Below are 14,205 nucleotides of genomic sequence, written 5' to 3'. Positions count from 1 at the left end.
GCATGCGGGGGCGGGATCCCCACGAACGCCACCGCGCCGCGACACCGCTGGAGCTGCTGTTCGACCTCACCTTCGTGGTGGCCTTCGGCGTCGCCGCAAACCAATTCGCCCATCTCCTCGCCGAGGGGCACCTCGCGTCCGGGCTGGCGGGTTTCGGTTTCGCGACGTTCGCGGTGAGCTGGGCGTGGATCAACTTCAGCTGGTTCGCGTCGGCCTATGACACCGACGACTGGGTGTACCGGCTGACCACCATGCTCCAAATGGTCGGCGTCATCATCCTCGCGCTGGGCCTGCCCGAGATGTTCGCCTCGATCGATCACGGGGGACACCTCGACAACCGCGTCGTGGTCGCCGGCTACGTGATCATGCGGATCGCGCTGGTGGGGCAGTGGTTGCGGGCCGCGCGCCAGGACCCGGCGCGCCGGACCGCCTGCCTGACCTACGCGACGGCGGTCGCGGTCGCACAGCTGGGCTGGATCGCGTCGATCTTCGTCGACACGTCGGTGCCTCTCAGCCTCACGATCGCCGTCCTCCTCGTCGCCGTGGAGATGTCCGGCCCCTACCTGGCCGAGATACGGATGGGCGGGACCCCGTGGCACGCGCACCACATCGCGGAGCGGTACGGCCTGCTGGTGATCATCGCCCTCGGCGAGGGAGTGGTCGGCACGGTGGCGTCGTTGACGGCCGCCGTCGAGGTGCAGGGATGGACCACCGACACCGTGCTGGTCGCGGTGGCGGGCACGGCACTGACCTTCGGGCTGTGGTGGGTGTACTTCGTCGTACCCTTCGGCGCGTTGCTGCACGGTCGTCGCCGGAACTCGTTCACGTTCGGCTATCTGCACATTCCGTTGTTCGGCGCGATCGTCGCCGCAGGCGCCGGGTTGCACGCGGCCGGCTACTACATCGAGCACCACTCGGTCATCGGATCGCTGGGCACAGTGGTGTCGGTGGCGATCCCCGTCGCGATCTTCCTGCTGCTGGTCGCCGTGCTGCACGTCCTACTCACCCGCGGTGATGCGGGACGGGCGGCGGCGGTCACCGGTGCGGCGCTGCTCGTGCTGGTGGGAGCCGTGGCCGCGGCGGCCGTCGGCCTGCCGATGACCTGGAGCCTGCTGGTGGTGGCGGCCGCCCCGGTGGTGGGCGTGTTGGGGTTCGAGCTGATCATCCGTCGGTTTGCCCGAGTCGGCGCAGGGGTACCTGAGCTGGGGTGACGAGGAGGTCAGGATGCCGAAGACCACCAAGAGCGGGCAAGCCAAACAAAGTGAACTGCCCAGCACCCTGAAGAAGTCGGACGAGAAAGCCCAGCGCACCTTCGCCAAGGCGCACGATGCGGCGGCCGAGGAGTACGGCGACGCAGAACGCGCCCACCGGGTCGCGTACAGCGCACTCAAGCACAGCTACGAGAAGGTCGGCGACCACTGGGAGCCGAAGGACGAAAAGGGCCCGTCCGATCAGCGCGCCAAGAGCGGCGGCCCCAACGCCAGGGGCGAGACGGCGGAGGGCGTCGATGCGAACGCGTCGAAGAAGCACCTCGTCGAGCTGGCCCGCCGGCTCGACATCTCGGGTCGGTCCACGATGACCAAGGAGGAACTGGTCACCGCGATCAAGAAGGCCAACCGCCGGGAATCCGCGCGCAACCGTTAGCGCGCGTCGAACGACTCGAGCAGCATCCGTTCCTGCTCGGCCCTCATCAGCCGGCGGGCCTTGTGGCGGGTGATCAGGATTCCCACCGTGGCCAGCGCCCAGATCGCGTACTGCGCCGTCCACGCCCACCGGAACGCCTCGAACGTGTACCCGCCGGTGGCATCGAGGATCTGGCCCATCGCCTGCATCACGAGCAGAGCGGCGAGGAAGCCGCCCATGTTGACCATGCCCTGCGCGGTGCCCAGCGTCGCGCTGGGATTGAACGTCCTGGCGAAGTCGAACCCGACCATCGATCCGGGTCCGCCGATCGAGATCACCACGATCAGCAGCACCAGCAACCACAGCGGCGCCGGGCCCGGCAGCGCCAGCACCACCGTCCACGCCAGCGCGTTGGAGCCGATGATCAGCAGCACCAGACGCGACCGCCGGTGCGGATGGCGGCCGGTGAAGATGCCGATGAGGATTCCGGCCGCGATGGCCGCCGCGACGGATACCGACAGCAGGGTGCCCGCCGTCGACGTCGACAGTCCCTGGGCGGCGGTCAGGTACGGCACCCCCCACATCAGCGCGAACGCGGTGACCGAGAACTGAGTGCCCATGTGGGTGAAGAACCCCAGCCGGGTGCCCGGCCGCAGCCACACCGTCTTCACGCTGCGTAACGTGTCGCCGACCGTGCCGGTGTGCTCGGGCACGTGCCGGCCCGCCGGGCTGTCCTTGACCAGCACCAGGGTCAGCACCAGCGCGAGCACGCCGAGCGCCGCCACAGAGGTGTACGCGACCGTCCAGCCGGCGATACCGAGCAACGCCAGGAACGGCACCGCCGAGAGCACCTGCCCGAGCTGGCCGCAGATTCCGGTCAACTGAGTGACCAGGGGCACGCGTTCGGGCGGGAACCAACGCGGAACCAGTCGCAGCACCGAGATGAACGTCAAGGCGTCGCCGAGACCCAGCACCGCCCGCGCGGCGATGGCAGCGGGTAGCGATTCGCTGATCGCGAGCGTGAACTGACCGGAGGCCATCAGCACGGCGCCGGCGGTGATCAGCGCTCTGGAGCCGAACCGGTCCAGCAGCACACCGGCGGGTACCTGCGCCGCCGCGTACACCACGACCTGCAGGACCACGAACGTCGACAGCACACTCGGGCTGGCCGAGAACCGGTCGGCCGCCTCCAGGCCGGAGACCCCGAGCGTGGTCCGATCCAGGATGGCAACGATGTAGGCGAGCAGTCCGGTGCCCCATACGATCCAGGCGCGCAAACCGAACCCCTCGTCAGATGATCTGTCTCGATGTCTGTACCCATGGTCGCGCACGGCACGACGCCCCAACGAATCGATTGTCTATGAATTCGCTCACCGTCCGCACGGCCCGAATCACGGGTGTTGGCTGAATCTTCACGCCGCGGTGCGGAGCTGCCCGCTGACTCTGTCATCCGGCCAGTTCAGCGCCGCCACGGCGGGCACGAGTGGAGGATCGGTTCGTCACCGTTGTCATTCGCTCAGCACTCCGTACCCACGGTACAGTGGAGATGCCGAAGCCGGGGGACCAGGGCACAAGAAGGAGGCTGTCCACAGTGGTCGAGTACCGGCTCAACGAGCTGGCACGAATCTCCGGTGTCAGCGTCCGCAACATCCGCGCCTATCGGGAGCGGGGTCTGCTCGCACCGCCGCGCAGGCAGGGCCGGTCTGCCTTCTACAACGACGCCCATCTCGCCCAACTCGAAACCGTCAATCAGCTGTTGCGGCGCGGGTTCCACACGTCCCACATCGCCGAGTTCTTCGCGAGTGTGCGGGCCGGCGCCGACCTCGCCGACGTCCTCGGGCTGCCCCCCGCGGTCACGGACGCCGACGTCCGGGTCTCCGACGGCGACCCCGATGTGACCGTCGCGGCCCCGGCGAACGTGGCGGACCGGCTGGTGGCGGCGGGACTGGCCCAGCACACCGATGGCGGGGTCGTCTTCCTGGACCCGGTGATCGGCCGGCTGGTCAACGGGGGTGTCGACTCGGTCCTGTACCTGGAGGCGGTGTTGCGCATCGACGCCGCGGCGCGCCGCGACGTGGACACGGTGGCCGACGCTGTGGTGGGTGCGGTGCGCGACGGTATGGACGGGCGCGCGGTGCCGGACCGGGACTCCGCAATGGAGCAGCCCGACCGGCTTCGCCGCATGACGCGCGATTACCGCAGACTCGCGCGCCAGTTGATCGCCGGTCGCCTCGACGAGGCGCTGCGGTCCCAGATGTCGTCGCCCTGCCTGCCGGCCATCTGAGGCCGGCCTGCGGTATCCGCGCGTCCGGAGCGCCGGGAGCTATCCGCTACGAATCCGACCGCCGCCCGCGCGGACCCCGGGTGCTCGGTGAGCCGATCGTGCTCGCCGAGGCGCGGAACCTCCACTCACTGGGCTCGAGGTCGCCGCGTGCCACCGGTACCGCGGGGCCGCGATCGCCCGTTGGCCGGCGGGCACGCCGCAGGCGTCGCGCACGCGAAGCGCCGGTGGGAACCGCACGTAGCCGCGAGCGGCTTCTGCGGGGCGCCGATTTACTCCTCCATCGATGACGAGCGAACGCTCGATCAGTACAAACAGCAGGTTGCGCCCTATCTCGAGGGCTGGGAAGCGGTACCCGGGCCGTCCGCGTGCGGGCGTCCACGATCACTTCAAGACCTTCGCACGGGCCGCGCCGGACGGCATCGGCTCGTACGGCCGGCAACACAACCGGAGTTCGCCGGGGCGGGTCGCGAAGCCGGCGGCACACCTGCACCGGGTCGAGATCGACTACCGCAGGGGGGCCGGCGCCGGAGTGCACACAACCACGTCCTCCGGCAGGTTTGCGGCCAGTGGGAGTGGGACCTTACCGATCAGTAAGCTTTTACAGCAAACTCCGCGCCGTATCCGGCCCCTTCGGGTAGACAAACCGCGCCGCGTTGTCGTGTCGTTCATGCCGCTGACCTCGCCGTTCGAGGGCCAAAAAATTTATGTAACGATTTGATAACAGTACTGCCGTGATCAGCGCAGTTAGGGCTACTCGACCGTAACCAGCCCCAAGCAGGACGTTTGTCCCGGAACGTGTCCGCGGTCTCTGAGCGGCGTGTTACCCGGACATGGGTTACCCGAGCGTAGAACTCACCAGTAACCAAATCGGCCGCCGAAGTGGGCTTTCCTCTTATGACACTCTTAGTACAGCCGAGTCGTCCGCCACCGCGGACGCCGGCTGGATTCGACGCCGAATCGCCGTCGGCCCGCCGCAGAGGAGCGCGGGCCGCGGGAGACCACCCGAGACACGACGTTCGACGAGCGACTACGCGAGAGCGCGCGAGCACCACCGAGGAGAAGACGACACGTGACGATCTACGAGCACGACAGGGTGTCCACCGGCCGGGACGACGAGTCCGGCACCAAGTCCACCCACGCACTTGTGGATCGGCTGACCACGGGCGAGCCGTACGCGGTCGCGTTCGGGGGGCAGGGCAGCGCCTGGCTGGACACGCTCGAAGAGCTGGTGTCCTCGGCCGGAATCGAGTCGGAGCTGGCAACGCTGGCCGGCGAGGCCGAACTGCTCCTCGAGCCCGTGGCCCGAGAGCTTGTCGTGGTGCGCCCGATCGGATTCGAGCCGCTGCGCTGGGTGCGCGCGCTCGCCGCCGAGGAGCCGGTCCCGACCGCCAAGCAGCTGACCTCCGCGGCGGTCTCGGTTCCCGGTGTGCTGCTGACCCAGATCGCCGCCGTGCGTGCGCTGGCCCGCCAGGGCATGGACCTGTTCGAGCACCCGCCCGTCGCGGTGGCCGGACACTCCCAGGGCGTCCTCGCCGTCGAGGCGCTGCGCGCCCGCGGCGCCAAGGACGTCGAGCTGCTCGCGCTGGCGCAGCTGATCGGCGCGGCCGGCACGCTGGTGGCTCGCCGGCGCGGCATCACCGTGCTCGGCGACCGTCCGCCGATGGTGTCGGTGACCAACGCCGACCCGGAGCGCATCTACGAACTGCTCGAGGAGTTCTCCTCTGACGTGCGCACCGTGCTGCCGCCGGTGCTGTCCATCCGCAACGGCCGCCGCTCGGTCGTCATCACCGGTACCCCCGAGCAGCTGTCGCGCTTCGAGCTGTACTGCCGCCAGATCTCGGAGAAGGAAGAGGCCGAGCGCAAGGCCAAGCTGCGCGGCGGCGCCGTGTTCGCGCCCGCCTTCGATCCGGTTCAGGTCGAGGTCGGCTTCCACACCCCGCGCCTGTCGGACGGCATCGACATCGTCGGCCGTTGGGCCGAGGCGGTCGGCATCGACGTCGGCCTCGCCCGCGAGATGACCGAGGCCATCCTCGTCAGCCAGGTCGACTGGGTCGACGAGGTCACCGAACTGCACGAGGCCGGCGCCCGCTGGATCCTCGACCTCGGCCCCGGCGACATCCTCACCCGCCTCACCGCGCCGGTGATCCGCGGCCTCGGGGTGGGCATCGTGCCCGCCGCCACCCGCGGCGGTCAGCGCAACCTGTTCACCGTCGGCGCCGTCCCCGAGGTGGCGCGGCCGTGGTCGAGCTACGCCCCCACCACGGTGCAGCTGCCCGACGGCTCGGTGAAGCTGTCCACCAAGTTCACCCGGCTGACCGGCCGCTCGCCGATCCTGCTGGCCGGCATGACGCCCACCACCGTCGACGCCAAGATCGTCGCCGCGGCCGCCAACGCCGGCCACTGGGCCGAGCTCGCCGGTGGCGGCCAGGTCACCGAGCCCATCTTCAACGACCGCATCGAGGAGCTGACCCAGCTGCTCGAGCCCGGCCGGGCCATCCAGTTCAACTCGCTGTTCCTCGACCCCTACCTGTGGAAGCTGCAGCTGGGCGGTAAGCGCCTGGTGCAGAAGGCGCGGCAGGCCGGCGCCCCGATCGACGGCGTCGTGGTCACCGCGGGCATCCCCGAACTCGAGGAAGCCGTCGACCTGATCGACGAGCTCAACGGCATCGGCATCACCCATGTCGTGTTCAAGCCCGGCACCGTCGAGCAGATCCGCTCGGTGATCCGGATCGCCGCCGAGGTGTCGGCCAAGCCGGTCATCGTGCACATCGAGGGCGGCCGCGCAGGCGGTCACCACTCATGGGAGGACCTCGACGACCTCCTCCTGACCACCTATTCCGAGCTGCGCTCGCGGTCGAACATCACGATCTGCGTGGGCGGCGGCATCGGCACGCCGGAGCGGGCCGCGGAGTACCTGTCGGGCCGCTGGTCGCTGGCCTACGGCTTCCCGGCCATGCCGGTCGACGGCATCCTCGTCGGCACCGCGGCGATGGCCACCCTCGAGGCCACCACCTCGCCCGCGGTCAAGCAGATGCTGGTCGACACCAAGGGCACCGATCAGTGGGTCGGCGCCGGTAAGGCGCAGGGCGGGATGGCCTCCGGGCGCAGCCAGCTCGGGGCCGACATCCACGAGATCGACAACGCCGCCTCACGCTGCGGCCGCCTGCTCGACGACGTGGCCGGTGACGCCGACGCGGTCGCCGCCCGCCGCGACGAGATCATCGCCGCCATGGCCGGTACGGCCAAGCCGTACTTCGGCGACGTCGCGGAGATGACCTACCTGCAGTGGCTGCGCCGCTACGTCGAACTCTCGATCGGCGACGGCGACAGCACCGCCGACACCCGCAACGACGGCTCGCCGTGGCTGGACATCACCTGGCGCGACCGGTTCGAGCAGATGCTGCAGCGCGCCGAGGCCCGGCTGCACCCGCGCGACCACGGCCCGATCGCCACGGTGTTCTCCGGTCCGGCGGGCGCTGAGCTGCTCGAGGACCCCGAGGCGGCGATCGCCGAGCTGCTGCGCCGCTACCCCGACGCCGAGACCGTCGTCCTGCACCCGGCCGATGTGCCGTTCTTCATCCAGCTGTGCAAGATGCTGGGCAAGCCGGTGAACTTCGTGCCCGTCATCGACAAGGACGTGCGCCGCTGGTGGCGCAGCGACTCCCTGTGGCAGGCCCACGACGCGCGCTACAGCGCCGACCAGGTGTGCATCATCCCGGGCACCGCCGCCGTCGCGGGCATCACCCGCCTCGACGAGCCGGTCGGCGAGCTGCTCGACCGCTTCGAGAAGGCCGCGGTCGACGAGGTCCTCGCCGCCGACGGCACGCCCACCCAGGTGGTCAGCCGGCGGCAGGGTCGCACCGACGTCACCGGCCCGCTGGCCGTGCTGCTCGACGCGCCCGACGTGCTGTGGGCCGGTCGCACCGCGACCAACCCGGTGCACCGCATCGCCGCCCCCGGCGACTGGCAGGTGCGCGATGAGAACCGCACCGCCACCCACGCCTCGACCGGGGCCCGCCTCGACGTCGCCGACGACAGCCACGTCGTGCTCAGCGTTCCGCTGTCCGGTGTCTGGATCGACATCCGCTTCACGCTGACCGACGCCGTTCGCGACGGTGGCGCTCCGCTGGTCACCACCGAAGACGCCGCCGCCGCGATGCGGGCGGTGCTCGCGATCGCCGCGGGGGTCGACGGCCCCGATGCGCTGCCGCCGGTCACCGACGGTGCCGCGACCGCCACGGTGACGTGGGATCCGGAACTGGTCGCCGACCACACCGGCGTCACCGCCACCTTCGGCGCCCCGCTGGCCCCGACGCTGACCGTGGTGCCCGACGCGCTGGTCGGCCGCTGCTGGCCTGCGGTGTTCGCCGCCATCGGCTCCGCGGTCACCGACACCGGCTTCCCGGTGGTCGAGGGTCTGCTGAGCCTGGTCCACCTGGACCACGCCGCTCACCTGACCGCGACGCTGCCCGCCGAGCGGGCCGAACTGACCGTCACCGCAACGGCTTCGGTGGCGACCGACACCGAGGTGGGTCGCGTGGTGCCGATCTCGGTGCGGGTGACCGACGCCGCGGGGACCGTGCTGGCCACCATGGACGAGCGCTTCGCGATCCGTGGCCGTAACGGTGCGGCCGAGTTGAGTGACCCGCTGCGCGCCGGCGGTGCGGTGTCCGGCAACGCCACCGACACCCCGCGCCGCCGCCGCCGTGACGTCACGGTCGGCGCCCCGGTCGACATGCGGCCGTTCGCCGTGGTCTCCGGTGACCACAACCCGATCCACACCGACCGGGCGGCCGCGTTGCTCGCCGGTCTGAAATCGCCCATCGTGCACGGCATGTGGCTGTCGGCCGCGGCTCAGCACGTCGTCACCGCCACCGACGGCAAGGCCGTGCCGCCGGCCCGCCTCATCGGCTGGACCGCCCGCTTCCTGGGCATGGTGTTGCCGGGCGACGAGATCGAGTTCCGTGTCGACCGCGTCGGGATCGACGTCGGCGCAGAGGTTCTGGAGATCTCGGCCAAGGTCGACAACAACCTCGTGATGTCGGCGACCGCACGGCTGGCCGCGCCGAAGACCGTGTACGCCTTCCCCGGTCAGGGCATCCAGCACAAGGGCATGGGCATGGAGGTCCGCGCCCGCAGCAAGGCCGCCCGCAAGGTCTGGGACTCCGCGGACAAGTTCACCCGCGAGACGCTGGGCTTCTCGGTGCTGCACGTGGTGCGCGACAACCCGACCAGCCTGATCGCCTCCGGTGTGCACTACCAGCACCCCGAGGGTGTGCTGTACCTGACGCAGTTCACCCAGGTGGCGATGGCCACCGTCGCGGCGGCTCAGGTCGCCGAGATGCGCGAGCAGGGTGCGTTCGTCGAGGGCGCCATCGCGTGCGGGCACTCCGTCGGTGAGTACACCGCGCTGGCCTGCGTGTCGGGTGTCTACGAACTCGAGGCGCTGCTCGAGGTGGTGTTCCACCGCGGCAGCAAGATGCACGACATCGTGCCCCGCGACGAGCTCGGCCGCTCCAACTACCGGCTGGCCGCGATCCGGCCGTCGCAGATCGATCTGGACGATGCGGACGTCAAGGCGTTCGTCGCCGAGATCGCCGAGCGCACCGGGGAATTCCTGGAGATCGTGAACTTCAACCTGCGCGGCTCGCAGTACGCGATCGCCGGCACGGTCCGCGGTCTCGAGGCGCTCGAGGAGGAGATCGAGCGGCGCCGCGAGATCAGCGGCGGTAAGCGGTCGTTCATCCTGGTGCCCGGAATCGACGTGCCGTTCCACAGCTCCGTGCTGCGGGTCGGTGTCGCCGACTTCCGCCGCTCGCTCGAGCGCGTCATGCCGCGCGACCAGGACCCCGAGCTGATCGTCGGCCGCTACATCCCGAACCTGGTGCCGCGGCCGTTCACCCTGGATCGCGACTTCATCCAGGAGATCCGAGATCTGGTGCCGGCCGAACCGCTCGACGAGATCCTCGCCGACTACGACACGTGGCGTAACGAGCGTCCGTCGGAGCTCATGCGCAAGGTCGTCATCGAGCTGCTGGCCTGGCAGTTCGCCAGCCCGGTGCGCTGGATCGAGACCCAGGACCTGCTGTTCATCGAGGAGGCCGCGGGTGGCCTCGGGGTGGAGCGGTTCGTCGAGATCGGCGTGAAGTCCGCGCCGACCGTCGCCGGCCTGGCCACCAACACGCTCAAGCTGCCGGAGTACTCGCACAGCACCGTCGAGGTGCTCAACAGCGAGCGCGACGCCGCGGTGCTGTTCGCGACCGACACCGACCCAGAGCCGGAGCCCGAGGAGGCCGCGCCGGCCGCCGAGGCGCCGGCCGCTGCCGCGGCCCCGGTGGAGGCGGCTCCGGCCGCGCCCGCCGCGCCGTCGGGCGGGCCCCGCCCCGATGATCTGGGCTTCGACGCCGCCGACGCGACGGTCGCGCTGATCGCGCTGTCGGCCAAGATGCGGCTCGATCAGATCGAGGCGCTGGACTCGATCGAGACCATCACCGACGGTGCGTCCTCGCGGCGCAACCAGATGCTGGTTGACCTCGGTTCCGAGCTCAACCTCGGGGCGATCGACGGGGCGGCCGAGGCGGACCTGGGCGCGCTGAAGGGTCAGGTCACCAAGCTGGCCCGGACCTACAAGCCGTTCGGCCCGGTGCTCTCCGACGCGATCAACGATCAGCTGCGCACCGTGTTCGGTCCGTCCGGCAAGCGTCCGGCCTACATCGCCGAGCGGGTCGCCAAGGCCTGGGAGCTCGGCGCGGGCTGGGCCAAGCACGTCACCGTCGAGGTGGCGCTGGGCACCCGTGAGGGCAGTAGCGTCCGTGGTGGCGCGCTCGGCGGGCTGCACGAGGGCGCACTGGCCGACGCCGCGTCGGTGGACAAGGTCATCGACGCCGCCGTCGCGGCGGTGGCCGCCCGCCGCGGCATCGCGGTGTCGCTGCCGTCCGCCGGTGGTGCCGGTGGCGGCGTGGTGGATTCGGCTGCGCTCGGCGAGTTCGCCGAGAAGGTCACCGGACCCGACGGTGTGCTGGCCTCCGCGGCCCGCCTGGTGCTGGGCCAGCTGGGCCTGGACACCCCGGTCACCGTGGCGGACACCGCGACCGACGCCGAACTGATCGATCTGGTCACCGCCGAACTGGGTTCGGACTGGCCGCGTCTGGTGGCGCCGACGTTCGACGGTCGCAAGGCCGTCGTGTTCGACGACCGCTGGGCCAGCGCCCGGGAGGATCTGGTGAAGATCTGGCTGGCCGAGGAGGACGAGGTCGACCGCGACTGGCCGCGGCTGTCGGAGCGCTTCGAAGGCGCCGGACATGTCGTTGCCACGCAGGCGAACTGGTGGCAGGGCAAGGCCCTGGCGGCGGGTCGCAATGTGCACGCGTCGCTGTTCGGCCGGATCGCCGCCGGTGCGGAGAATCCCGGTAAGGGCCGCTACAGCGACGAGATCGCGGTGGTGACCGGCGCCTCGAAGGGTTCGATCGCCGCCTCGGTGGTGGGTCAGCTGCTCGAGGGCGGTGCCACGGTCATCGCGACCACGTCACGCCTCGACGACGCCCGGCTGGAGTTCTACAAGGGTCTGTACCGGGACAACGCCCGGTTCGACGCGACGCTGTGGGTGGTGCCGGCCAACATGGCGTCCTACTCCGACATCGACGCGCTGGTGTCGTGGGTGGGCTCCGAGCAGGTCGAGAGCCTGGGGCCGCAGTCGATCCACCTCAAGGACGCGCAGACCCCGACGCTGCTGTTCCCGTTCGCCGCACCGCGCGTGGCCGGGGACATGTCCGAGGTCGGCGCGCGCGCCGAGATGGAGATGAAGGTCCTGCTGTGGGCCGTTCAGCGGCTCATCGCCGGGTTGTCGGCGATCGGCGCCGAACGTGACATCGCGTCACGCCTGCACGTCGTGCTGCCCGGTTCACCGAACCGCGGCATGTTCGGCGGTGACGGGGCGTACGGCGAGGCGAAGTCCGCGCTGGACGCGCTGGTCACCCGGTGGAGCGCAGAATCGTCGTGGGCGCAGCGGGTTTCGCTGGCGCACGCGCTGATCGGCTGGACCAAGGGCACGGGTCTGATGGGTCACAACGACGCCATCGCGGGTGCGGTCGAGGAGGCGGGTGTCACCACGTACACCACCGCCGAGATGGCCGCGATGCTGCTGGAGCTGTGCGACGTCGACGCCAAGGTCGCCGCCGCCCGCGAGCCCATCAGGGCCGACCTGACCGGTGGGCTCGGCGATGTCGAGATCGACATGGCCGCGCTGGCTGCCACGGCCCGTGAGGACATGGCCGCGGGCGCCGCGCAGGACGCCGACGACGACGCCGCCGCGGGCATCATCCCCGCGCTGCCGTCACCGCCGCGTGGTCACTCCCCGGCGCCCGCGCCCGAGTGGGCGGACCTCGACGTCGATCCCGCCGATCTGGTGGTCATCGTCGGCGGCGCCGAACTCGGCCCGTACGGTTCCTCGCGCACGCGCTACGAGATGGAGGTCGACAACGAGCTGTCGGCGGCCGGCGTGCTGGAACTCGCCTGGACCACCGGCATGATCAAGTGGGAGGACGATCCGAAGCCGGGTTGGTACGACGCCGCCAGCGGTGAGCTGGTGCCCGAGGAGGAGCTCGTCGAGCGCTACCACGACGCGGTCGTGGAGCGGTGCGGCATCCGCGAATTCGTCGACGACGGCGCCATCGACCCCGATCACGCCTCGCCGCTGCTGGTGAGCGTGTTCCTGGACAAGGACTTCTCGTTCGTCGTGTCCAGCGAGGCCGATGCCCGGGCGTTCGTCGACTTCGACCCCGAGCACACTGTGGTGCGCCCGGTGCCGGATTCGAGTGACTGGCAGGTGATTCGCAAGGCGGGCACCGAGATCCGCGTGCCGCGTAAGACCAAGCTGTCCCGCACGGTCGGCGCGCAGATCCCCACCGGCTTCGATCCGACCGTCTGGGGCATCACGCCCGACATGGCGAACTCGATCGACCGGGTGGCGCTGTGGAACATCGTCGCCACCGTCGACGCGTTCCTGTCGGCCGGGTTCACCCCGACCGAGTTGATGCGCTGGGTGCATCCGAGCCTGGTGGCCAGCACGCAGGGCACCGGTATGGGCGGTATGACGTCCATGCAGACGATGTACCACGGCAACCTGCTGGGCCGGAACAAGCCGAACGACATCCTGCAGGAGGTCCTGCCGAACGTCGTTGCCGCGCACGTGGTCCAGTCCTACATCGGCTCCTACGGCGCGATGATCCACCCGGTCGGCGCCTGCGCCACCGCGGCGGTGTCGGTCGAGGAGGGTGTGGACAAGATCCGGCTCGGCAAGGCCGAACTCGTGGTCGCCGGCGGTTTCGACGACCTGACGCTGGAGGCCATCATCGGCTTCGGTGACATGGCGGCGACCGCCGACACCCAGATGATGCGCGCCAAGGGCATCAGCGATTCGAAGTTCTCGCGCGCCAACGACCGGCGCCGGTTGGGCTTCGTCGAGGCCCAGGGCGGCGGCACGATCCTGCTGGCCCGCGGCGACCTCGCGGTCAAGATGGGTCTGCCGGTGCTGGCGGTGGTCGGCTACGCGCAGAGCTTCGCCGACGGTGTGCACACCTCGATCCCGGCTCCGGGGCTCGGCGCGCTGGGCGCCGGCCGCGGCGGCAAGGATTCGGTGCTCGCGCGGTCGCTGGCCAGGCTGGGCGTCGGCGCCGACGACATCTCGGTGATCTACAAGCACGACACCTCGACGCTGGCCAACGATCCCAACGAGACCGAACTGCATGAGCGGCTTGCGGATTCGATGGGCCGGTCGGAGGGTGCGCCGCTGTTCATCGTCAGCCAGAAGACGCTGACCGGCCACGCCAAGGGCGGTGCCGCGGTGTTCCAGATGATGGGCCTGTGCCAGGTCCTGCGCGACGGTGTCATCCCGCCGAACCGCAGCCTGGACTGCGTCGACGACGAGCTGGCCACCTCGGGGCACTTCGTGTGGCCGCGGGAAACCCTGCGGCTGGGCGAGAAGTTCCCGCTCAAGGCCGGTCTGGTGACCAGCCTCGGGTTCGGTCACGTGTCGGGGCTGATCGCGCTGGTGCATCCGCAGGCGTTCCTGGCCACACTCGACGCCGAGCAGCGGGCGGCGTACGTCAAGCAGGCCGAGCAGCGCACGCTGGCCGGTCAGCGACGGCTGGCCTCGGCGATCGCCGGTGGCCGCCCGATGTACGAGCGGCCCGACGGCCGCCGGTTCAGCCACGACGCGCCGGAGAAGCGCCAGGAGGCGGCGATGCTGCTCGACGCGGCGTCGAGGCTGGGTGACGGTGACGTCTACGTCCGCTGATAGG

General features: G+C 70.3%; 6 protein-coding genes. 5 read left to right on the top strand and 1 reads right to left on the bottom strand.

What is annotated here, in order from left to right; genetic code table 11:
* Nucleotides 1-2: 2 nt before the first annotated feature.
* Nucleotides 3-1,211, top strand: a complete 1,209-nt coding sequence (locus E4P42_RS07480; RefSeq protein ID WP_135124780.1) for a low temperature requirement protein A — start codon at nucleotides 3-5, stop codon at nucleotides 1,209-1,211.
* Nucleotides 1,212-1,224: 13 nt separating this feature from the next.
* On the top strand, nucleotides 1,225-1,644 hold the full coding sequence (locus E4P42_RS07475) for a ChaB family protein (RefSeq protein ID WP_135124610.1): 420 nt from the start codon (nucleotides 1,225-1,227) through the stop codon (nucleotides 1,642-1,644).
* On the opposite strand, the gene E4P42_RS07470 is transcribed toward E4P42_RS07475, so the two are convergent.
* Nucleotides 1,641-2,900, bottom strand: coding sequence for a nitrate/nitrite transporter (locus tag E4P42_RS07470; RefSeq protein WP_135124607.1), 1,260 nt, complete (start codon nucleotides 2,898-2,900; stop codon nucleotides 1,641-1,643). The two genes, E4P42_RS07475 and E4P42_RS07470, sit on opposite strands and share 4 nt — an antisense overlap.
* Nucleotides 2,901-3,169: 269 nt before the next feature.
* Here E4P42_RS07470 and E4P42_RS07465 point away from each other — a divergent pair, with 269 nt between their 5' ends.
* The 3 genes from E4P42_RS07465 (at nucleotide 3,170) to E4P42_RS07455 (ending at nucleotide 14,201) form a co-directional block, all read left to right on the top strand.
* Complete coding sequence (locus tag E4P42_RS07465; RefSeq protein WP_135124605.1) at nucleotides 3,170-3,907, top strand: MerR family transcriptional regulator; 738 nt, start codon at nucleotides 3,170-3,172, stop codon at nucleotides 3,905-3,907.
* 87 nt (nucleotides 3,908-3,994) lie between these two features.
* Nucleotides 3,995-4,501: a glycoside hydrolase domain-containing protein gene (locus E4P42_RS07460; protein WP_371286994.1), complete on the top strand. Its 507-nt coding sequence runs from the start codon at nucleotides 3,995-3,997 to the stop codon at nucleotides 4,499-4,501.
* 475 nt (nucleotides 4,502-4,976) lie between these two features.
* Nucleotides 4,977-14,201 (top strand): type I polyketide synthase, encoded by a 9,225-nt coding sequence (locus tag E4P42_RS07455; protein ID WP_135124603.1) that lies wholly within the window; start codon nucleotides 4,977-4,979, stop codon nucleotides 14,199-14,201.
* The last annotated feature ends 4 nt before the right edge of the window (nucleotides 14,202-14,205 follow it).

It is taken from the genome of Mycobacterium sp. PS03-16, assembly GCF_004570325.1.
Classification (GTDB): domain Bacteria; phylum Actinomycetota; class Actinomycetes; order Mycobacteriales; family Mycobacteriaceae; genus Mycobacterium.
This window is presented reverse-complemented; position numbering and strand designations above follow the sequence as displayed.